Source organism: Alloacidobacterium sp. (genome assembly GCF_035631355.1).
GTDB lineage: Bacteria > Acidobacteriota > Terriglobia > Terriglobales > Acidobacteriaceae > Alloacidobacterium.
Genome location: NZ_DASQIX010000011.1, coordinates 1 through 21,563, shown reverse-complemented (window position 1 = coordinate 21,563; position 21,563 = coordinate 1). Strand labels below are relative to the sequence as shown.

The window sequence follows — 21,563 nt, the reverse complement described above, 5'->3', positions numbered from 1 at the left end:
ATCATATTTTTCCCGGTCCGTCCGGTCTTTTGTGCTCGACCTTCTACCGCTAGAAGGTCAATCGGCCTCCAATTTGCCAGTTACGCGGCAGTTGCTGCGCCGTCGCCCGGCCGAATGTGCCGTCAGCCTGGTTAATGTCAAACCCTGTAAGATTCACCCGATTGAAGATGTTGTAGAACTCGAAGCGCACCTGGAAACTGACCCGCTCAGTAATCGGGGTGTTCTTGTAAAAATTCAGATCGGTCTCGAAGAAATCGGGCGACCCGAACTGGTTGGCTTTTTCGTTGCCCTGCGTGCCGAAGGCCGGCTGCGCGAACTGTCCGGCCGAAAAAGCTCCGGCAAGATAGGCTGCCTTGGATGTGTGCATGTTGTAGTTGGCCACATCCGGGTAGTCCAGGCCAACGCCCGCAACTCCGCTGGTATCGCCGTCAGCATTGTAGTCGCCGCTGCCAGGTGCAAAGCCTACCGCTGGATTCGACGGCGATGGACACGGTGGAGCGCCTGCGCTCGTGTTGCTGCAGACAGGCTGGAAGGAGGCCGTCGTCCATACCATCGAGGGATAGCCACTCTGAGCGACGACCACACCGCTAGTCCCCCAGCCACCAGTCAGGAGTCCAATGGCGCCTTTCCCGTTATTCATGCCGGGGAGTTCGTAGTTCAACGCAAGAGAAAAACGGTTTGGGACATTCCACGGTGACGGTCCGTAATACTGCGACGGATCGGCTTCCGCCGGATAGGCCGATGCATCGTCTTTGGAACTGGAATGTGTGTATGAAGCATCGAAGAAGCTGCGTCGGGCGAACCGCCCTTTGAATTCGAAGTAGATGCTCTCATAGTTGCTATAGCGGTCGTTGGTCGTATATCCAATCGAGCCGAAGCTGTGATTCAGGCGTGTGGGGGCGAGACTATTGTTTTGAATCAGGTCTCCGGCGAAGGCATTGATGTCCTGACCGTAACTGACAATGCCCGCCTGGTTGCCGCCGCCAACCATGTTATAGCCGTGTGACCCTGAATAGCCCACGCCTGCGGAAAGGTTGTTCCCGAGCTTCTGCTCCACGCCAAGCGACCAGATGAGGGCCCGCGGGGAGTCCAGATTTGGGTTGATCGCCCCAATCCCGAAATTCGCGCCAACGATACCCCCTTGTGAATTCAGACATCCATTCGTCCCAAGGGTTGGACAAATCGGCGAACCTGCCAGCGCCGGATACGTGAACCCAAAGGGAGGCTTGCCTCCGGTGCCCAGCACAAAGAGCGGAGGAGTGGCCGTGCCCTGAGTAAAGTTCGGTGTAATCGGCCCCGGCGGGCTGCCACGAAATTCTTCCTGCACGTTGGCTTGTGTCAGCCAGTTGTTAAACAGGCCGATTCCACCACGAATAACGGTTGCGCCTTGCCCTGTGATGTCCCAGGCGACGCCGGCGCGGGGACTCAACAGATTGTTGATGGCATGGTTGAGTGCATTGTGCGTTGCCTTGGCAAAGCCGGTTGCCACTTGCTCCTGGGGCGTCTGGCCAGGCCCAAGATAGAAGTTCCCAAATACGGTGGTTGCGCTCTTCGACCAGGGATTGCCTTCGTCATCCCAGCGCAGTCCCACTGTCAAGGTGAGATTTTTCCGCGCCTTCCAGGTGTCCTCGGCAAAGAGTCCCCATGTGCGGGAAGCAGCGTCCCAGGACCAGAGCACGGGTTTGCCTGCAATCGGGTCATACATTACATGGTTTTCGCTCGTAGGAGCATCCTGGGCAAGCGTCAGCAAATTGTTGAAGCTGAACGTGGGTTGAGACCAGGGCCCCTGGAAGGGCTCCACGTCATCGCCATACCAGCCTTCATAGCCAAATTTCAGGGTGTGCGCGCCACGCACATGGGTCAGCACATCGCGCCAGTGATAGTTATGCTGGATGAAATCGCCCTGCGCAAAACCTACGCCGAACGCCTGGCCGCCCTCAGTGTTGATGCCGGTTACGCCGATGGAGGGAATGGAGTAATCCTTTGCTCCGCTGCCCAGAACACCTTCTACTCGGTTGGCGCCAAAGATCGCCTCATTGACCGTTGTGGCGGAAAAGTTGTGGGTCCAGTTGACCTGGAAAGCGCGCTGCCAGTTATTGTTTAACGCTGAAAAATCCGGAATAGCGGACGCCGCGCCATACGTCAACACCGTGCGGTAAAAGCTGCCATAGATGCGATCGTTCTGGAAATACTTGTCGGCTCGCACGAAATACTGGGTCCCATTGCGGACCTGAGGTGCGCTGAAACTGCCCTGATCGACAAGGGGCAAATCGCATGGCAGGTTGTTCGTGGAAGGTGTGCCGCATCCCGGAATGCTCGATCCCGTGGATATCGCGCTTATGCCGCTTACATTGGTCGGCAAATAGGTGGAGAGCACATGTGTGCCTACGGTATTTAGGTAATTCTGAGTTGCCCAGGTGATGAATTGCGGATCGGCAAAGGTAATCAGCGAATTCGTGGCCAGCGAAGACCGCAAAGGCTCGATGGAAAAGAAGAAGAAGAACTGGTGGTGAGGAATAATCGGTCCGCCAACAGAGAATGACATGTTATTGCCGTGGAACGGCAGGTACTTGTGACCAGTGAAGTGTGTGGTGGCGAACATGTTCTGGTAGTAATACCAATCGGCGGCCGAACCGTGGAACGTGTCGGTGCCCGACTTGGTAGTCATTACCTCCTGCACGCCGGTGGCGCGGCTGTATTCGCTTGAATAAGTGTTGACCTGGACGCTTGTTTCCTGGATGGATGCAGGATCCGGAGTGAGATTCAGAACGCCCTGGCGGATTCCACTGGTGACATCGAGGCCGTCAATCACATACATGTTCGACATCTGCCCCTGGCCATTGGCGCTCGCATCGACCTGAGTCTCGGTGGAGTAGTTATCCACGCCCGAACCTGGAGTGCCGGCTTTGCCGGGTTGTCCGCCGCCCATAGTGCCAAGGCCGGAAACGCCGGGAGCCAGCGTCGTCAAAGTGACGAGGTTGCGGCCGGGGATCGGTAGTTCGCTCACCGCACTGTTGTCGAGTGTGAGTTGGTTGCGGCTGTCAGCCGTATCAACTATTGGCGTTTCTCCAGTCACAGTGATGGCTTCCGTTGCCGTGCCGACTTTCAGCGTCAATGGAATGCTCAGGTTCTGTTCTGTAAGCAGATTGACTTCGGCCTCGGTTTTGGCAAAACCGGACGCTTCCACCGTGATCTTGTATGGGTCAGGAGCAAGACTCACGAAACGGTAGTTCCCTGACTCGTCTGAAGTAGTCGTGGCGGTGACCCCGGTGGATTGATTGACGAGGGTTATCCTGGCGTGCGGCAAAACCGCACCGGTTTCGTCGCGTACCACACCCTGGATGCTGCCAGAGAACTGCGCGAAGCAGACAGGGGAGGCAAATAGGAGGAAGAGCAGCAGACGGACGCAAACGAGTAGAGGGGAAAGACGGCCTCGCATATCGGGCCTCCTAGCAAACGTTTACTCTGATGGAGAAACACATATACTGTGCCAACATCCTCACTGTCAAGAACTTTCTGGATTGCTGATTTGCCGTTTACAGCATAGTTACAAAAAGCTTTCGTGAGCCTTACAAGTTCTCAGCATCACGTCTTCTGCCAGCCTTTGCCGGGAACCGCGCCGACTCCTTCTCGCAAAGTGAGAAGCTGGTTTGCAGCGACGCCTGCAAATTTCTCATGCAGGCCATTTGGCCAGAAGACTTCGATATCTGCCGACGTTGATGGCCCTAAACCGAAGTGCAGACGCGGATCATTCACGGAGTAAAAACTGGATTGGCTGGTCAATGCCTGCGCCTGCGCTTTGCCTCCATAGCGCACGATCACGCGCGCTCCCACCGCGCTGCGATTGGACTTGACGCCTTCGAGTTTCACTTTGAGCCAGTTATGCTTCCCGGCCATGTCATTGCGTAAAAGTGACGGTGGCTCGTTGAGATTGACGATCAGGATGTCAAGGTCCCCATCGTTGTCGAAATCGCCAAATGCACAACCCCTGCTGCAATGCGCCTCGTGAATGGCTGGACCTGCTTCCTTATTGAGCAGCTCTTCGAATCGCCCATTGCCAAGGTTACGGAAGATCACGCGCGGCATTTTATTGGGGTACTGCGGCAGCTTCCGCTCGACCTCGGGATATACGTTGCCGGTCGCAATGAAGATGTCCGGCCAGCCATCGTTGTCGAGGTCCACAATCCCCGTACCCCAGCAGATATAGCGGGTCTCGACGCCGACTCGGGTGGAACGGGTCACTTCGTCGAAGTTGCCCTTTCCATCGTTGTGGTAGAGGCCATTGGCATCGTCGGCGAAGTGCGTTTTGAACAGGTCCAGGTGACCGTCGAGATCGTAATCTCCGATGCCCACGCCCATGCCCGCCTGCTCGGCCCCGTCATCGCTCAGGGCCACTCCGCGTACAACTCCTTCTTCGCGGAACGTGCCGTCGCGGTTATTCATAAATAGAAGGCTAGGGGTGGAGTCGCAGGCTACATAAATGTCCTGCCATCCGTCTTCATCCAAATCTGCGGCGACTACGGTCATGCCGTAACTTTCGGTGGCCTTGTCGACCCCGGCCTCCCGGCTCACATCCGTGAATGTTCCGTCTCCATTGTTGCGGTAGAGGGAATGGTGACCGAAGGGAAGGCCGCGCGGACCGCACTCCACAGGAATGCCTTTCCAGTTGCAATTTACGTTTTGTCCCGGCACCGGAGCGTGCTCGAAAGAGAAGCGCACGTAATTGGAGACAAACAAGTCGAGATGGCCATCGCGGTTGTAATCTACAAAGCTGCAACCCGCGCCCCAGCGAGGCTCTTTGCTCAGCAGTCCTGCGGCGCTGGTCGCGTCCGTGAAAGTGCCATCGCCATTGTTCCGGTAGAGACGGTTCTGGCCGTAGTAAGTGCAGAAGATGTCTTCAAAGCCATCATTGTTGTAATCCCCTACACATACTCCGGACGCCCAGCCGGTCGCCTGCAACCCAGCTTTTTCCGTAACGTCAGTAAAGGTTCCATCGCGGTTGTTTTTGTAAAGACGAGCGACTGCGTCGGGCTGGTTTTCCCCCAGACGGGTACCGGTCAGCAGGAAAATATCCATCCATCCGTCATTGTCGTAATCAATGAAGGCGCAGCCGCAGCCCGTCGCCTCCAGAATATATTTCTTGCTGGTGTCTCCGCCGTAAATCACCGGCGCCTTCAACCCCGCAGATGCCGCAATGTCCACAAAGTGCGCATCGAAAGGGCGGCCCGAGGGTGCGGGCCGGGCCAGAGGCTTGGCCTTGTGGTCAACCACGCCTTGCGCGAACAGGCGTCCCGAGCTGAACGCGACCAGAGAACTGAGAGAAGACTGCAGAAAGCTGCGCCGTGTGGGGGTCATCCGCAAGTGTGTCCTTCATAGCAGTCAGAATAGAAGCAGGAGTTCATAGATTATGGCTCGCTTGAGGGCCGGCTGGCGTTCCGTGTGGGGGGACTATCTTCGACGAGCATGTACCGGTTATGTTCCCGCTCGTCCTTTGTGCTCTCGGCCCGCAACTCCGCCAGCCGCTTGAGAAGGTCGGGAATCTGGGCCGTATTGCCGCTCTTGCGCAGCGCCTGAATCAGATGGTAGACGGCTGTCTGATCTTTTGGATTAATACTGATGGCCTGACGGCACTGTTCGGCAGCGGCCTGGTTCTGACCGATTATCAGGTACAGTTTCGCCAACACGTCATGAGCATCCGCCAGGCTGGGTTGCAGCGAGACTGCCTTCTTTGCCGAACGCATAGCCAGTTCAAACTCCTGCGTGCCGGGGTCTGCTCCGTTCTCGACGAGAATATCAGCTTGCAGATAGAGCAGAAGCGGGTCGTTGGGCTTACGCGCCAGCTTTGCCTGCACTGTTGTCAGAGCGCGGCTGTAATCATGCTCCTGCACGGCTGCCAGGCCCTGTGCCGCGGAACTCAGAGATTGGCTGGGATCCAATTCATAGGCTTTCTCGAAATCGGCTTCCGCTTTGGTGTAATCCGCCAACTGCACATATAGCACTCCACGCGCCAGATAGAGCGGAGATGCCGTGGACAGCACAGCCATGCCGTCCGTGATGACGTCAATGCCGACCTGAAACGACTGGTGGTTATAGGCAAGGTTCGCAAAGTCCAGATAGAGATTCACATTGTGCGGATCAAGAATAATGGCCTGCCGAAGCGTGCTCACCGCCCGGGGAGTGTCGCCGGAATCTTCGCTGGCAGATGAGAAAAGCTCCAGCGTCTCAGCATCTGAATCCTTCACGGCCATCAGCGGCTGCAGCGTAGCCAGGGCATCCTGCGGCTTGTGTGCCGTGAGCTGAATGGAAGCAAGCAGGCGACGCTCGCCAGGATCATCGGGATGAAGGGCGAGCGCACGCTGGAATACAGTTGCCGCCTCGTCGAAACGGCGCAGCTTCATCAGGCAGGTGGAATAGGCGTGGAGCGCATCAATCTGCGAGTCGAGCAGGCTTCCCGCCTTTTCAAAGTTGGCGACCGCAGGTTCACAATGGCCACGCTGGTACTCCAGAACAGCCAGCATTGCATGGCTTGTCGGATCGTTCGGGCGCTGCTCCAGGACGCGATGCAAAAGCGGAATGGCGGCTTCGCCTCCTGTGTCGTATTCGATCTGCGCCGCTCCCTCCAGCGCCTGCAGATAGTTCGGCGCCAGGCTCAATGCATGCTGATAGGCCGCCAGCGCTTCTTTCTTATGTCCCTCTCCAGAAAGAGCAACCCCCTGCAAAGACCACAGACGGGGATCATTGGAAGACCGCTCCAGCGCGGGTTGAAGCAACCGCAAAGCCTGCTCAAATTGTTGAGCGCGCAGGGCGGTAATGATGGAAGAGGTGGGATCGTCTGAGGTCTGCGCCCGGGTGCTGGGAATGAAAAAGAGCAAAAGCACAAACAATGCGCAGCGCATCAACCGTATGCTCGATACCGTGGTTCTTACCCGCTCCACAAGCAGGTTGTCACATCTCCGCATCATTGGGGCAAGACCCGTTTCAGAAAAACCCGCACGCAAAGGTATGTAGCTATCCTGAGAAAACGTCTACTATAATACCCGTTCCGTTTCCAGCGGAATCGCGAACGGAGGTTTCGCATGTGGTTCCAGCGCCCCCTCTCCCGGCGGCAGTTCATATCTTCTGCGGCTTCCCTTGCAGGAGCCTCATATCTGGCACGGCCATTGTTCGGTTCACCTGTGGGCGCTCTGGGCTTGTTCTCCGACGCGCCGGCCGATTCCTGGCGCGATCAAGGGGTGATAAACCTGGCCTCGTCGCCCCACGCAAAACTTAAGACAGTCCCTGTACGCGCTGTCACCATTCAGGAAGGCTTCTGGTCAAAGCGGCGCGCGACGAACGTTAACTCAAGCATTCCCAGCATGCACGCCGAGCTGATTGAGCACGGACGCATGGACAACTTCCTGCGCCTCGCGGGCAAATCGAGCGCGCCACAACGCGGCCCCGTTTACTCCGACTCCGACATGTACAAGTGGATTGAGGCAGTAGGGTTTGTGCTGCAGTCCGAAGACCAGCCGCAGCTTCGCCAACTCGCCCAGACCGACATCCGAGAAATCGTCGCCGTTCAGGAGCCTAGCGGCTATCTCAACACTTATTATGTGCAGGATCGCGTCAGCGAACGGATGCTCTGGCAGACACAGACCACCGGCCACGAGCTCTATAACATCGGACATCTGCTGCAGGGCTCCATCGCCTACTATCGCGCAACCGGCGATCCAATGCTGCTCGAAGCCGGAATGCGGTTTGTCGATAATTTCCTGCTGCCGAATTACGGCCCCGGCAAGAACCAGAAGCCTATCGTCGCTGGACATCCGGAGATCGAGATGTCTCTGATCGAGCTGTACCGCACTACAGGCAATCACAAGTATGTCGATCTCGCCGGATACATTTTGCAAGGCGATCCGCGTGTGCCTCTTAATCCGCGCCAGATCACATACATGTTCTGCGGAATTCCCTTCACTTCGCGCACGCATCTTGAAGGCCATGCCGTTCGCGCGATGTATGCCTGCTGCGGCGCCACCGACTACTACCTCGAAACCGGCGATCCATCCTATTTCAAAACATTGCAGACACTTTCAGATGATCTGATCGAGCATCAGCTTTATGTCACCGGAGGCGTTGGGGCGCGCAGCGAAGGCGAGGCCTTTGGCGACGCTTATGAATTGCCCAATGCCCGTGCCTATGGGGAAAGCTGCGCCGCCATCGGCAACATGATGTGGAATGCCAGGATGCTCGCGGCAACCGGGAAAGCCCTCCACGCCGACGTGATGGAGTGTGCTCTCTACAACGGCATCAACTCGGGAATGTCACTCGATGGCCGCACGTATTGCTACCGCAATCCGCTGGCCTATGATCCCATTGCCGATGCTGGAGACCGTCACACGCCCAGCGGCAGGATTCGCAATCCATGGTATGACACCACCTGCTGCCCGCCGAACCTTGAGCGCACCTTTGCCAGTCTGCCCGGCTACTTCTACAGCACGGCCAGCGACGGCATCTATGTCCACTTCTACGACAATTCTGAGCTGCGGTGGAAGCTCGACAGCGGCAACCCCATCACCATCACCCAGACCACCCGCTACCCGTGGGAAGGCGATATAGCAATGCGCGTCTCGCTGGCACTGCCTGAAGAATTCACACTGTCCGCGCGAATTCCAGGATGGAGCCGGCGCACTTCAGTGAAGGTCAACGGCAAGCTTGCCGGACAGCCGGTCGCAGGCGAGTATCTCGCTCTGCGCCGCACCTGGACAGCCAATGACCTGGTTGAGATCAGCTTCGATATGGAGCCGCAGGTCATCCACGCCAACCCCGCCGTAGCCGACGACACGGGACGAATCACCATGCAACGTGGGCCAATCATTTTCTGCATGGAGCAGCTTGATCAGGCAGAAGAGGCTCCCGATCAGTTCCCGCTTATGTCAGCCAAACTGGCCGGGGACACCTCCTATAAATATGAGCCGAATCTGCTGGACGGAGTCGGTACTCTTGAACATTCCGGCGCCATCGAAGAAACAAGTTCTACAGCCGCACTCTACAGCGCTGGTCAGATAAAAAGAAGCGCGCGCAGTACCTCGCTGAAGCTGATTCCTTACTATGCGTGGGCAAATCGCGCGTCTTCGTCCATGCAGGTCTGGATACCCTACATCGAAAGCTGAGCCACACAGGAGATAACTCTTAGTGAAAACATCCCGCAGACAATTTCTGAAAACCGGAGCGGCGGTGGGAACTGCCGTTGCTCTAGGACGCTCGGCGCGTGCGTTCGCCGATCTTCCGGTTAAAGACGCCGTCGTTCCCGAGATTTCTCAATTCGCCTATGCCAATGTCCAGTTGCTCGACGGCCCTATGCTTGACCAGTTCAATCGCAATCACGCCTTCTTTCTCGCGCTCGATGATGACCGTCTGCTCAAGCCGTTCCGCCAGCGCGCCGGATTGCCTGCTCCGGGCGAGGACATGGGCGGCTGGTACAACTTTTCTCCCGACTTCGATCCTCCTAAAAATATGACTGGCTACATTCCCGGGCATAGCTTCGGCCAATATCTCTCCGGACTTGCTCGCTCCTATGCCGTCACCGGCTCGAAACCAACTCAGGAAAAGGTGCAGCGGCTGGTGCGCGGCTTTGCTGAGACCGTCACTCCTAAATTTTATGAAGGATATTGCCTTCCCGCTTACACGTTCGACAAGACAAACTGCGGCTTGATCGATGCGCACGAATTCGCAGCCGACCCGGAAGCTCTTGCCGTTCTCAATCACGCCACTGATGCCGTCCTGCCATTCCTTCCGGAGAAAGCGCTCACTCGCGCAGAGCAGGCCACTCGTCCGCACCCCAACATCGCCTTCACATGGGACGAGACATACACGCTGCCGGAAAATCTCTACCTTGCCTACAAGCGCGGAGCAGGCGACCGCTACCGCCAGCTCGCCACACGCTTTCTTCAGGACCACGATTACTTCGATCCGCTCGCAGCCCGCGAAAACATACTTCCCGGCGAGCATGCTTATAGCCACGTGAACGCGCTCTGCTCCGCCTTTCAGTGCTATCTCACTACAGGCAGCGAGAAGCACCTGCGCGCCGCGCGCAATGGCTTCGAATTCGTCCTCACTACACAGAGCTTTGCCACAGGCGGCTGGGGGCCAGACGAGACTTTCCGCAAACCCGACAGCGGTGATATGGGTGCAAGCCTCATCAGGACACATGCCAGCTTTGAGACGCCCTGCGGCGCTTACGGCCACTTCAAGGTCTCGCGTTACCTTCTGCGCGCTTCCGGCGACAGCCGCTATGGCGACAGCATGGAGAAGGTCCTCTACAACACCATTCTCGGAGCTTTGCCCATCCGGGAAGACGGCCACAGTTTCTACTACTCGGACTACAACGACTCTGCCAGCAAGTTTTTCCACGAAGACAAGTGGCCCTGCTGCTCCGGAACCTTTCCGCAAGTCACCGCCGACTACGGCATCAGTTCCTACTTCCGCAGTCCACGCGGAGTCTACGCCAACCTGTATGTACCATCAAAGCTCACCTGGAAACAGGGCAGCGCAAACTGTGTCCTCACGCAGCGCACCCAATATCCGCTCGTTCCCGAAACCAGCATCGAACTCCAACTGGATCGCTCTGAGACTTTCACCGTCATGTTGCGTATCCCTGCATGGGCCGGTCCGAAGACACGCATAACCGTCAACGGCAAGGCCATGCAGCAAGGGCTTGAACCCGGCAAATTCCTGCCCGTTTCACGGAGCTGGAAAAATGGTGATCGCATCGAGATCCAATTCGACATGCCCACGCGTCTCGATGCCGTGGACCCGCAGCACCCGGGCACAGTTGCGCTCATGCACGGCCCGCTCACGCTCTTTGCCATGGGAGACAAACCGATCCATACAACTCGCGCACAGATACTTGCCGTTCAGCAGCTCTCGCAAGGCTCCGATACATGGAAGATGAGCGATGTAGAGTTCAAACCCTTCTGGGTGATCGGGCGTGAGAAATACCGCCTCTATCACGATGTTTCGTGATCAGTGCTGCCGTTCAATGTCCCCGGAAGATCTGTACGAGCAACCAGGCATTCAGTCCCGCGATAAAACAAGCAACTGTATAGCCCAGGTTCTTGAGCCAACGTCGGTTAACAAATTCGCCCATCTTGTCCTTATCGCTGGTGAATGCAACCAGCGGAAATACCGCAAAGCTCAACTGCATGCTGAGGATGACCTGACTCAGAATGAGCAGATCAGCTGTACCTTGTTCGCCATAAAAAAAAGTCACGATTACCGTCGGAATAATCGCCAGCGTCCGCGTAATCAGACGGCGCAGCCACGGCGCCAGCCGTATGTCGATAAAGCCCTCCATCACTACCTGACCGGCGAGTGTGCCTGTAATGGTCGAGTTCTGGCCTGAGGCCAGCAGCGCCAAGGCAAACATCGTGCTTGCGCCAGTGAAACCGAGCATGGGCGTAAGCAGCTTATATGCGTCTCCAATCTCGGCTACTTCAAAGTGGCCTCCACGATGGAAGACCGCCGCCGCAAGCACAAGGATCGCTGCATTTACCAGCAATGCAAGCATCAGGGCGACAGCCGAATCAATGTTGGCAAAGCGAATCGCCTCGCGCTTGCCTTCGGGTGTGCGCGCATAATCACGCGTCTGCACAATGGACGAATGAAGATAAAGATTGTGTGGCATCACCGTAGCGCCCAGAATGCCAATAGCGATATAGAGCATCTCCCGGTTCGTAATAATCGACGGCGACGGCACGAACATCTTGTAGACCATCGCGGCCCATTCAGGGCGCGACAGAACAATCTCGATGCCGAACAACACGGCGATTGTTCCAATCAACGTAATCACCAGTGCTTCCAGATACCGAAATCCACGGTTCTGCAGCAGGAGAATGAGTAGCACATCCGTACCCGTCAGAATGACGCCCAGCAGCAGGGGAATGCCGAACAGCAGTTCCAGGGCAATGGCTGAACCGATGACTTCGGCCAAGTCGCAGGCGCAAATAGCCACCTCAGCAAAGAGCCACAGAAAAATCGTCGTAGGACGGCTGTAGTTCTCCCGGCAAGCCTGTGCCAGGTCCCGCTCTGTCGCCACCCCAAGCTTAAGAGCAAGGCTTTGCAGCAGAATCGCCGTCAGATTTGAGAGCATAATGACGAACAGCAGCGTGTATCCATACCGCGATCCGCCAGCGAGATCTGTCGCCCAGTTTCCCGGATCCATATAGCCAACAGAGATTAGGAACCCCGGTCCGGCAAACCCCAGCACCCGGCGCCAGAAAACGGGCGACTTCGTTAGCTTGACGGACGAAAAGACATCCGGCAGCGACGGCTTTCGTTGTTGGTCGAGTTCTTCGACGGATGGCATAATTTGCTTCTGTAAGGCTGGCTCGCCTTAGATGCAGTATGCCACAAGATGTTAACTATAGTTAGTAAGATTTTTATGCCGCGGTTCACGTGCGGTTAAAGCCCGCACCCAAACCCTGCTGGCTGCCGATTTTCCCAGCGTTACTGGTCCGTTCGGTGTCCGCACCAGCACTGTCTCATCGTAGTTCCGCCGCAAAACCCGAACGGGAACCTTGGGCCCGATTCCAAGCTGATGAAAAAACTCCAGCAGACGAGAATCCCGCTCATAAAGGCTGGAAACCACATAGTCCGCACCCTCAGCCGCCTCTGAAAGAGACTGAAATCCGCGACGCTGCATTTGCGTTGGTGTCAGGGGCAGAACTCCATTGCCGTGCGGACAATCGCCGGTTTTACCAAGTTTTTCAATGAGCTTGGCTTCGAACGCTGGCGAAATAGCATGCTCCAGTCGCTCAGCTTCGGTGTGTACCTGGTGCCATTCCATCCCGAAAATCTCTGTGAGCATGCGTTCCACCAGATGGTGACGCAAGGCTGTCCGGTGCGCCGCCTCTCGCCCTTTTGCGGTCAGCTTTAGGGCGCCTTCCCGGTTTGAATCAAGATACCCATCTTGCCGCAGGCGCTTTACTGCATTTGTGACTGCCGGAGGAGATACATCCAGCCACTGCGCCAAAAGAGCTGGAATTACTGTATGTCCTTCGCTCTCAGCCTCAATAATGGCTTTGAGGTAGTCTTCTTTTGAAACTGTGATTTCTTGTGACATCACAACAAGTTAACCACGGTGAAATATGCTATGTCGAAATTTTTAGCCGACTAGATTTCGATTGAGCAGAATGCTATGGCCTTCAGGCACCCTCACAATGCGTGAAGGCTGAAGAAAATCGACCCGTCCATCTGCATCTTTTGCCGGCCCTGTCACGTAAAATCGCTGCATGAGGCAGCGCCGCTCACCGAGCCGATCGATCGCTCAGTAACCGGAAGGGACGTATCAGGTAATAGAGGAAATGGAGCGGTTTCGGCAGTGAAAGGGCTGCGCGGTCTCTGTCATTTGGCTTAAGAAAATCGAACGAGAGAATGGCTCTGACGCGATCATTGAAGTCAAGTAGCTGAAAATTGTAAGGCACGAATCCAGGCGGACTACTGCCCGGCACGTCAAACAAGTGATCCTCGATATGTTGCGCCACCTTGCATGCGACAGCATCCGACTCAAAGCGCCATAGAACACTCTGAGCGACCGTTGCGCCAACGATTCTGTGCGCAAAGAGAACCCCGAGAGCGAGAGATCGCCATAGCCCCTGCTTTTTGGCTTCACTGATAATTTCTTCCCAATCAAGCTCAGGCGATGACTCAATCAGTTGGGCAACGTCGCAAATCCAGAGAAGACGTGACCAGAAGTGCCGGCTTCCGTGCATACAGAGAATAAACAGCGTAAGCTCAGGATCTATGTCCGGAACCTCGGCGCCTGCAAGCGTTGCCGTGCGCCGCCGTGACCATACCCAGTCCAAGCCTAGGTTGCGTCCATACCTCGGCTCAGTAAGTGCGAGCCTCCATCGAAGCTCGAGCACCATCCCGTCCACTTGCCGCTCAAAACGGTATTCGTAACAGCCTGGAATCGGAGTTCCGTCGACGTTTGCTGCTGTAATTCGTTCATAACCTCTTTCTACAAGAATCGTCATGGCTCTAATGAGGTCATGAATATGGATAAGTATGTCCAAATCGCCGGCGGTCCTCGCCGTAAGATCGTGGTAGGCAACTGCGCCTAATACGACGCCTTTGAAGGGCATTGCCGGAATGCTCTCGTCTTCAAATGCTTTGAGCACGGCTAGCAATTCTGCGGCATTCGCCATGTTGTGGAACAGATTGCGCTCGTACTCGGTCCGCAGGCGTTCCTGCACGATCAATGGAACTGCAGAGCCGCTGCCCGCTAGCCTGGAGTAAAGCATAGGCAGAATGCGATGCTCCCACGCGAGAAGGAGGACTGAGTCCCAGTCGCGGATTCGCTTTGCGAGGCGATGGATTTGTTCTGCATCGCTCGCCTTGCGGATGATCGTTCGCAACAGTTCACGCAGCTCGAAATCCACTGGCATCCTATCTCTCGTAGCGTTACTGCAAAGTTGCAATAAGTTGCAACTTTTATTTCGAAATTTAGTTAACACGCTGATTACTAGAAAGTACGAGCCGGTTACCCAGATGTATCTTGATAAAAGACACACACATGTAATACTTCAACATATCAAGTGCACGTGAAGCGACCTCCCCCGCCAAAGAGCTTACAGAGAGGTCAGGATGCAGGTAGAGCGAATCAGTTCAGATGCCTTGGTAGTAAACAAACTTCCCGACGGTTCAACAATTATTGTCGATGCTAAGAACGAGACGGTTTTCGCATTGAACGCGACAGCTGCCGCAGCCTGGGACGCATGCAGCGACCCAACAACGCTCTCCCAGATAACACAACAAATGCAAGGATCGCTTAATTCTAAGATCACCGAGCAATTCGCTGAAGAGGCAGTCCTGCAATTGCGAGAAAAGAACCTGGTGAGGACGCTGGGAAGGCAGCCGAACCGACGTCAGTTCATCGCGGCGCTGGGTGTTATTGCCGCATTGCCTGTTGTCACGTCCTTGCCGGTTACAGAACAGCGGGCATATGCGCAGCATGCTAAGTCTGCGCCTCCCAGCGGAAATGGTGGCAGTGGGGGCGGGCGAAGCCTACTTGATTGGCTCCTGCACTTGCTGGGGCTCAAATAAACAGCGCTTTGTCCGTGAGTGCCGGGAGGCAAGCTATTGCTTTCCAGGCATTTTCGTTAGCCCACTTCCAGTGTCATTTACGACAGGTTGCAAAACATTGCGACCTGTGCAGATTTATGTTCATAACAACAACTAAGTTACTAATAGCTGCACGCGCGATGGCGCATTGTTCAATTCAGCCTCATGTCCAGTAACTACGATTTCGAAGTGCATGCTTATGGTTGCGACATTCAGGTGGCCACAGACTCTCTGGAAACACTCGCCATGCTCAACCGTTACATACTCCCTTCTTTGCCGCGATCAGCCGGTATGGTGGATTGGCCTGACATTCATCTTCGCGTGGACCGAGCTGCTGATCGTTTTCAGTTGCAGGCAAATAACGCTCATATCGCTTCGGCAGATCAGGCAAGCGATCTTGTAACAAGCCTGGTACAGATACTTGACGATGCCGTGATCGAGCGCCTGACGACGTTGCGCGCCCTGCATGCAGGCGTCGTGCAATGGAAGGGACGGGCATTATTACTACCTGGCATGTCCCATGCAGGAAAGTCGTCGCTGGTCGCCGAGTTGTTGCGGAGAGGCGCCATCTACTTTTCCGACGAGTATGCGTTGGTCGATGCAAGGGGATGCGTGCATCCGTATCCGCGGCCTCTGCTCCTCCGAAATGGTCATCCTGAGCAGCATCCCATGCTCGCTGACGAGTGCGATGCTCCGATCGGAGATGCGCCTGCGCGAGTAGGCTGGATTATGGCACTCCAATATACGCCGGAATGCAGCTTCCGCATTACGCCTGTCACGCAAAGCGAGGCAGTTTTGACTCTATTGCAGAACACGCCACACGTTCTACCTGAGTCTCCAGGATTGGTAGATGCATTCCAACGCACCGTTTCTGAGGCAGCCTGTTACACAGGATGCAGAGGCGAAGCCGCTGACGCAGCCGACGAAATCCTCCGAATGATTGACGGCGCTTCCGCGTAAGATAGCCTGCTCGAATGTAACCGTTTCGATGCTTCCGAACTAGACATTAACAGGCATGCGAACAGCGCTGTGTATACTACTCCCTCGAATGCGGAGCTGGTGAGTTTGCCAACGGTTCAATCTATTCCGGCAGTTGTGATGATTTGGCCGCAGCCATTGGATCCCCTCCACTCACTCCTGCTGTCGGCACTGGTTGCGGCAATTCCCCTCATTGTTGTTCTTATTCTAATGGGGGGACTGCGGAAGAGCAGTTTGTTGGCTTCTGCTTGTGGGCTAGCTGGCACCATCGTTCTGGCGCTGGGTGTATGGCGCATGCCTGTATCATTGTTGAGTTGGAGTATCCTCTTTGGCCTAGCGTATGCCGTCTTGCCAATTTTGTGGATGGTCTTCGGAGGGCTGTACCTCTACAACCTGGCAGTAGCAACAGGATCCTTCGATTTGTTGCGTCAATGGATGGAAAACCATGCATCCGGCGACCCCTGTATTCAGGCAATGCTTGTGGCCTTCTGTTTCGGTGCGCTGCTTGAAGGCACTACAGGATTTGGAGCGCCCGTCGCGGTGACTGCTTTTCTTCTGGTGCGGTTCGGCTTCGAGCCACGCAAGGCGGTCATGCTTTCCTTGCTTGCCAACACGGCGCCAGTGGCTTTTGGCGGAATAGGCGTCCCAATCATTGCTTTATCCGGCGCGACCGGGCTCGACATTAACAAGCTCTCGGCTATGATCGGTAGGCAGTTGCCGTTCTTGTCCTTCATTCTGCCCGCATATCTGGCCTGGATGGTAGCGGGCCGCAAAGGATTGCGAAGGTGTTGGCCGGAAGCGTTGATAGCAGGCGGTAGCTTTGCGATTGTCCAATGCCTGGTTGCAAACCTATGGGGCCCCTATGCAGCCGACCTTCTCAGTTCTCTGGTTTCCATCGTCGCCGTGGTCGGATACAGGCGCATAGTTGCGGGCTCGCAAAAGAGCAGGGACACGGGTGAAAACAAGCTTTCCGCAAAATCAGTCGTTCTCGCTTGGCTGCCTTGGGCATTACTATCCGTTGTGATGGTGTTCTGGTCGTACTTCAAGCTGTTTCAGACTGGCCAGATTCTGATTCCGATTCCGAAACTCCACAATGGGGCGCTTATCACGCTCTACCAGAAATCTTACGCGGCGGTTTATGCGCTTCAGCCACTGGCGGCAGGAACCGGAATTCTGGTTTCCACTGTGTTGACCGCAGCCTGCCTGCGGGCAAAGCCGAAGGTTGTTTTGGAGTCAGGCGCCAGAACGCTGCAACAACTGAAGGTGCCCGGTCTTACCGTACTGTTCATCGTCGGTTTGACGTATCTCTACAACTATTCAGGAATGGCCTTCACATTGGGAGCCGCTCTCGCGCGAGCCGGATCCATTTTCCCGTTGGTGAGCAGTTATTTGGGATGGGTTGCCTGTTTCCTCAGCGGAAGCGACACTGCTGCCAACCTGCTTTTTGGCAATTTACAGGTCGCGGCGGCGCACCAATTACATTTGAGTCCGATACTGCTGGCTGCTACAAATTCTTCGGGCGCAGTTGCGGGCAAGATGATCTCGCCGCAGAACATCGCGGTGGGAGTAACGACCGTAGGTCTGATTGGACAGGAAGGGAAAGTACTGTACAGCACATTTTGGCACAGCGTGTTGATGGCGGTGGTGATTGGGCTGATTGCATGCGTGCAGGCGTATCTCTTTCCCGGCTTGTTGCCATAAGCGCGCAGCCGTTTTTGACTACAGGCAATGTTCTGTAACTCCTATCTTGTGGCGCGACCGTTCTGCTACTACACTTCTCCCCATGAAATTAACAGCCTCTAGTGTCCTCAAAATTCTTCCTGTTGTGTTGCTGACCGCCGCCATATCCACCCAGGCGCAGGAGTGGGCGAAGGCCCGTCTAGACGCCTCTCCACGTCACCACGAATATGTGCCGCTGAAGCATGGCAATCGCACCGTGCAGGCATTCGTCGTCTATCCCGAGGTTAAGGGCAAGGTCCCGGTTGTGATTTTGATTCACGAGATCTTCGGGCTTACCGATTGGGCCAAGGAGATGGCTGACGAAATAGCAGCGCAGGGATACATTGTGGTCGCCCCCGACCTGCTCTCCGGTTTCGGACCCAACGGCGGCGGCTCTGCTGAGTTTGCAGATCAGGATGCGCGAGTCAAGGCTGTATCAGGACTTGATCCCGACGGAGTCATGGCCGACCTCGATGCCGCAGCCGACTACGCGAAGCAAATTCCCGCAGGCAACGGCAAAATTGCTGTCACCGGCTTCTGCTGGGGCGGCGGAAAATCATTTGCCTTCGCTGCGCATCGCAAAGGCCTTTCCGCCGCGTTCGTCTTCTATGGCCCCGGCCCCGCGGACGTGTCTACCATCACCGCTCCTGTCTATGGCTTTTACGCCGGCAACGATTCGCGCATCGGGGCGACCATCCCGGCAACTACTGCGGACATGAAGGCTGCCGGCAAGAAGTACGAGCCTGTGACCTATGACGGAGCAGGTCATGGCTTTATGCGCGCCGGTGAAGATCCAACGAATACCAACCCTGCCAACAAGACTGCTCGTGATCAGGCATTTAGCAGGCTTATTACTTTGTTGAGGGAAATCTAACAAAACCCTACCTGCTCTTATATCCACCAGTTCGGCAACACGCATCGCGCGGCCCCTCTAATCGCATTTATGGCGAGTTGAGATGGATGATTGTACGATTTTTCGCGGTGGGCTGGAAAACCAACGGGGTTGACGTTGCAGGGAAAACGGAAGATTACTTTGTGAGTTGGGGATAACCCGGCAAGCTTGTGATAATAGACCCACTCCATGTGGGTCTCGATGCCTGATTCAAGGTCTCGATAACACTCCTGCAGATGCTTTTTGTAGAAGTCATGCTTGAAGAGAATAATCTGGGTCGTTACATTTGGATAAGTATGCCGGTGATATAGGTTTTGCCAAACGCGAGTGTCTGCCGCTGCGTCGAAATCTTCAGGGAGGCGGTTCAGCAGTTTTGTGAGTGCCGGAAACTTAAACCGGCCGGATATTTTGATCATATGTGATGTGGAAGTCCGAAGCCGGCTCTCTCTCAATCCCAAGTCCAGCATGCGCAGTTCCGCGTACCCATAATGGCCTCCCGGAGGGTACCAGTTGCAATCAAGGCTGATAAACTCAACCCCCTTTTTCTTCGGATTCTCTTCCGTTGCAATGGTCTTTAGGCTGTCAAGCGGAGATCCGGAATTTTCGATAAAGAGGATCTTTTGAATGCGGTTGTCGGAAAAATCGAGCCAATACCGGAGAGCGGCTTTGTAATCCTCGAGCCGTATTTTGGGATCGGCGCGCGTGAGTGGATATTGTCCAGCGCTGGGATCTATACATGCCGTCATCACTAAAAGGTATTGGTTCATTCAAAATCGTCCTTGTATCCAACATAATTAATGGATCATCGAAACGGCATCTGCGCGCTACGGTTTCGTCAGCTGTCGTTCTGTGTAAAGAGTCTTCCGCCATGCTTGGCAATTGATTGCCGCTCCGATAGATTGGTCGGGTCAGCACAGGAGCGCAACCGGAACGATGCTTCAGCTCAAAACATTGAATGACATTTTCTTCCTGACGGCCACGAGTTCGCAGCCGCGATGCGTCCTCTACATGGATGCGGCAGGGAAGTGGCAGGCGTTCTCCGGCATGCAGATGTATCAACGGGTGCGGGCGTTTGCGGAGGCGCTGGCGGGATGGGGCATCAAGAAGGGCGATCGCGTTGCCATTCTTGGCGAGAACCGCTGGGAGTGGGCCGTTGCTGACTTTGCCGCGCTGGCGATGGGCGTGGTGGATGTGCCTATCTATCCGACGCTGACGGCGCAGCAGATCGGCGCGCTGCTGGCTGATTCCGGTACACGAGTGGCCGTGGTCTCGTCGAAGCAGCAGTATGACAAGGTCGCATCGGTACGCAGCAAGACGGTCGTCGAGAAGATCGTCCTGATGGATGACGAGGGAGTGGCCGATGCGGTGTTGATGTCGTCGCTGCTGAAGGACGCGGACAGCCACGGAACCAAACGCGATGCGGTGTTTGATCGCGCAGCGTATGACGTTGCTCCCGATGATCTGGCGACACTGATTTACACGTCAGGCACGACGGGCGAGCCGAAGGGCGTGATGCTGACGCATGGGAACATCGCGTCGAACGTGAACTACTCGCTCGCCGGATTTGAGATTTCGCAGAATGATTCGTGCATCTCATTTCTGCCGCTGTCACACATCACGGCGCGTCATCTGGACTATGCGATTTACACGCGGCAAGCCACGGTGGCGTATTGTCCGAACTTCGACAAGCTTCCGGCTGCGCTGAAGGAGATTCGGCCAACCGTGCTCGTCGCTGTTCCGCGCGTCTTTGAAAAGGTGCGACAGGAAGCGGAGCGACAGGCATCGCTTTCCGGCGTGAAGAAGCGCATCTTCGGCTGGGCGGTGAAGACAGGCCAGAAGCATCGCGAGCAAATTCTGCGCGGCGACACGCCTTCGTCGCTGGGTTGGAAGCTAGCTAACAAGCTGGTCTTCAGCAAGATTCAGAGCGGCTTCGGCGGACGCGTGCGCTACTACATTGCCGGTGGCGCTCCGCTGGGCATGGATACGGCCAGCTGGTTTGCCGGTGTCGGCATCCGTATCCTCGAAGGCTACGGGTTGACGGAGACTTCGCCGGTGCTGGCGATCAATACGACGGCGGCCTACCGGATCGGATCAGTGGGCAAGCCGCTCCCGAATATCGAGTGCCGCATGGCTGAAGACGGCGAGCTGCTGGTGCGCGGGCCGAATGTGTTTTCCGGCTACTGGCACAAGCCCGACCAGACGGCTGAGGTCTTCGATGCCGAGGGCTGGTTTCGCACGGGCGATATCGGGCGCATCGATGAAGACGGGTTTCTGTTTATCACCGACCGCAAGAAGGAACTGCTGAAAACGTCCGGCGGCAAGCTGGTGGCGCCGCAGCCGATTGAGAACAAGCTGAAGGCGTTTCTATTTGTCGGACAGGCGGCAGTGGTGGGTGACAAGCACAAATTTCTGAGCGCGCTGATTTCTCCTAACTTTGCCGCGCTGGAAGAATGGGCGCGCCAGCAGGGAATCAGCGCCCCGACGCGGCGTGAGCTGGTGTCCGATCCGGCGGTGACAGCGAAGTATCAGGCAATCGTCGACGAAGTGAATGGAACGCTGGCGCAGTTTGAGACGGTCAAGAGATTTTGCGTGGTTCCGGAAGAGTGGTCGCTCGCCGGAGGCGAACTGACGCCGAGCCTGAAGTTGAAGAGGCGCGTTGTGAATGAAAAATATGCGGCGGAGATTACGGCGTTTTATCCGGATTAGGTTTGGGTCTAAACGTTGTTGAGTGGGATGATCCCAGGCACCCATGTCTTCAATAGTTGCCTGGATTGTGGGCAATACGGCGCTCTCGGCTTGTACAGCCTGGGCCTTTTCACGGGCTTCTTTTTCTGCTTTTTCTCGTTTCATGGCTTCGACCTCGGCGATCAGGATT

General features: G+C 55.8%; 14 protein-coding genes. 7 read left to right on the top strand and 7 right to left on the bottom strand.

The annotated features are described in order from the left end of the window. Positions 1-49: 49 nt before the first annotated feature. From VEV40_RS03390 to VEV40_RS03380, 3 genes are all read right to left on the bottom strand, one after another. Positions 50-3,439 (bottom strand): TonB-dependent receptor, encoded by a 3,390-nt coding sequence (locus VEV40_RS03390; RefSeq protein WP_324830164.1) that lies wholly within the window; start codon positions 3,437-3,439, stop codon positions 50-52. A 146-nt stretch (positions 3,440-3,585) separates the two neighbouring features. Continuing rightward, positions 3,586-5,355, bottom strand: a complete 1,770-nt coding sequence (locus tag VEV40_RS03385; RefSeq protein WP_324830163.1) for a CRTAC1 family protein — start codon at positions 5,353-5,355, stop codon at positions 3,586-3,588. Between the two features lie 50 nt (positions 5,356-5,405). Further along, positions 5,406-6,962 carry a tetratricopeptide repeat protein gene (locus VEV40_RS03380; protein WP_324830161.1) on the bottom strand — a complete coding sequence of 519 codons (1,557 nt, stop codon included), beginning with the start codon at positions 6,960-6,962 and terminating at the stop codon, positions 5,406-5,408. Positions 6,963-7,076: 114 nt separating this feature from the next. Between VEV40_RS03380 and VEV40_RS03375 the strand changes: the two genes are divergently transcribed. Both VEV40_RS03375 and VEV40_RS03370 read left to right on the top strand, forming a co-directional pair. Next, positions 7,077-9,149, top strand: coding sequence for a glycoside hydrolase family 127 protein (locus tag VEV40_RS03375; RefSeq protein ID WP_324830160.1), 2,073 nt, complete (start codon positions 7,077-7,079; stop codon positions 9,147-9,149). A gap of 22 nt (positions 9,150-9,171) precedes the next feature. Beyond that, complete coding sequence (locus VEV40_RS03370) at positions 9,172-11,001, top strand: beta-L-arabinofuranosidase domain-containing protein (protein ID WP_324830158.1); 1,830 nt, start codon at positions 9,172-9,174, stop codon at positions 10,999-11,001. A 13-nt stretch (positions 11,002-11,014) separates the two neighbouring features. Here the strand turns inward: VEV40_RS03370 and VEV40_RS03365 are convergent, their stop codons facing one another. The 3 genes from VEV40_RS03365 to VEV40_RS03355 all read right to left on the bottom strand — a co-directional run bounded on the left by VEV40_RS03365 (position 11,015) and on the right by VEV40_RS03355 (position 14,423). Continuing rightward, positions 11,015-12,343, bottom strand: a complete 1,329-nt coding sequence (locus VEV40_RS03365; RefSeq protein ID WP_324830156.1) for an Nramp family divalent metal transporter — start codon at positions 12,341-12,343, stop codon at positions 11,015-11,017. Positions 12,344-12,394: 51 nt separating this feature from the next. Further along, positions 12,395-13,099, bottom strand: coding sequence for a metal-dependent transcriptional regulator (locus VEV40_RS03360; protein ID WP_324830154.1), 705 nt, complete (start codon positions 13,097-13,099; stop codon positions 12,395-12,397). A 184-nt stretch (positions 13,100-13,283) separates the two neighbouring features. Then, positions 13,284-14,423, bottom strand: a complete 1,140-nt coding sequence (locus tag VEV40_RS03355; RefSeq protein ID WP_324830153.1) for a nucleotidyltransferase family protein — start codon at positions 14,421-14,423, stop codon at positions 13,284-13,286. Positions 14,424-14,622: 199 nt separating this feature from the next. Here VEV40_RS03355 and VEV40_RS03350 point away from each other — a divergent pair, with 199 nt between their 5' ends. The 4 genes from VEV40_RS03350 (at position 14,623) to VEV40_RS03335 (ending at position 18,670) form a co-directional block, all read left to right on the top strand. Beyond that, positions 14,623-15,081 carry a PqqD family peptide modification chaperone gene (locus VEV40_RS03350; protein ID WP_324830152.1) on the top strand — a complete coding sequence of 153 codons (459 nt, stop codon included), beginning with the start codon at positions 14,623-14,625 and terminating at the stop codon, positions 15,079-15,081. Between the two features lie 183 nt (positions 15,082-15,264). After that, a complete protein-coding gene (locus tag VEV40_RS03345; RefSeq protein ID WP_324830151.1) occupies positions 15,265-16,059 on the top strand; it encodes a hypothetical protein in 795 nt (264 codons plus the stop codon). Between the two features lie 138 nt (positions 16,060-16,197). After that, complete coding sequence (locus tag VEV40_RS03340; RefSeq protein WP_324830252.1) at positions 16,198-17,778, top strand: L-lactate permease; 1,581 nt, start codon at positions 16,198-16,200, stop codon at positions 17,776-17,778. Between the two features lie 82 nt (positions 17,779-17,860). After that, positions 17,861-18,670 (top strand): dienelactone hydrolase family protein, encoded by an 810-nt coding sequence (locus tag VEV40_RS03335; RefSeq protein ID WP_324830150.1) that lies wholly within the window; start codon positions 17,861-17,863, stop codon positions 18,668-18,670. Between the two features lie 17 nt (positions 18,671-18,687). Here VEV40_RS03335 and VEV40_RS03330 read toward each other — a convergent pair whose 3' ends face one another. After that, positions 18,688-19,455: a hypothetical protein gene (locus VEV40_RS03330; protein WP_324830149.1), complete on the bottom strand. Its 768-nt coding sequence runs from the start codon at positions 19,453-19,455 to the stop codon at positions 18,688-18,690. Between the two features lie 166 nt (positions 19,456-19,621). Here VEV40_RS03330 and VEV40_RS03325 point away from each other — a divergent pair, with 166 nt between their 5' ends. After that, positions 19,622-21,394, top strand: a complete 1,773-nt coding sequence (locus tag VEV40_RS03325) for a long-chain fatty acid--CoA ligase (RefSeq protein WP_324830147.1) — start codon at positions 19,622-19,624, stop codon at positions 21,392-21,394. Positions 21,395-21,563: the final 169 nt, after the last annotated feature.

Excerpts from the sequence above, each read along its gene's own strand:
- VEV40_RS03390 (WP_324830164.1), bottom strand. The coding sequence starts at position 3,439 with ATGCGAGGCCGTCTTTCCCCTCTACTCGTTTGCGTCCGTCTGCTGCTC.
- VEV40_RS03385 (WP_324830163.1), bottom strand. The coding sequence starts at position 5,355 with ATGACCCCCACACGGCGCAGCTTTCTGCAGTCTTCTCTCAGTTCTCTG.
- VEV40_RS03380 (WP_324830161.1), bottom strand. The coding sequence starts at position 6,962 with ATGATGCGGAGATGTGACAACCTGCTTGTGGAGCGGGTAAGAACCACG.
- VEV40_RS03375 (WP_324830160.1), top strand. The coding sequence starts at position 7,077 with ATGTGGTTCCAGCGCCCCCTCTCCCGGCGGCAGTTCATATCTTCTGCG.
- VEV40_RS03365 (WP_324830156.1), bottom strand. The coding sequence starts at position 12,343 with ATGCCATCCGTCGAAGAACTCGACCAACAACGAAAGCCGTCGCTGCCG.
- VEV40_RS03360 (WP_324830154.1), bottom strand. The coding sequence starts at position 13,099 with ATGTCACAAGAAATCACAGTTTCAAAAGAAGACTACCTCAAAGCCATT.
- VEV40_RS03355 (WP_324830153.1), bottom strand. The coding sequence starts at position 14,423 with ATGCCAGTGGATTTCGAGCTGCGTGAACTGTTGCGAACGATCATCCGC.
- VEV40_RS03350 (WP_324830152.1), top strand. The coding sequence starts at position 14,623 with ATGCAGGTAGAGCGAATCAGTTCAGATGCCTTGGTAGTAAACAAACTT.
- VEV40_RS03345 (WP_324830151.1), top strand. The coding sequence starts at position 15,265 with ATGTCCAGTAACTACGATTTCGAAGTGCATGCTTATGGTTGCGACATT.
- VEV40_RS03340 (WP_324830252.1), top strand. The coding sequence starts at position 16,198 with ATGATTTGGCCGCAGCCATTGGATCCCCTCCACTCACTCCTGCTGTCG.
- VEV40_RS03335 (WP_324830150.1), top strand. The coding sequence starts at position 17,861 with ATGAAATTAACAGCCTCTAGTGTCCTCAAAATTCTTCCTGTTGTGTTG.
- VEV40_RS03330 (WP_324830149.1), bottom strand. The coding sequence starts at position 19,455 with ATGAACCAATACCTTTTAGTGATGACGGCATGTATAGATCCCAGCGCT.
- VEV40_RS03325 (WP_324830147.1), top strand. The coding sequence starts at position 19,622 with ATGCTTCAGCTCAAAACATTGAATGACATTTTCTTCCTGACGGCCACG.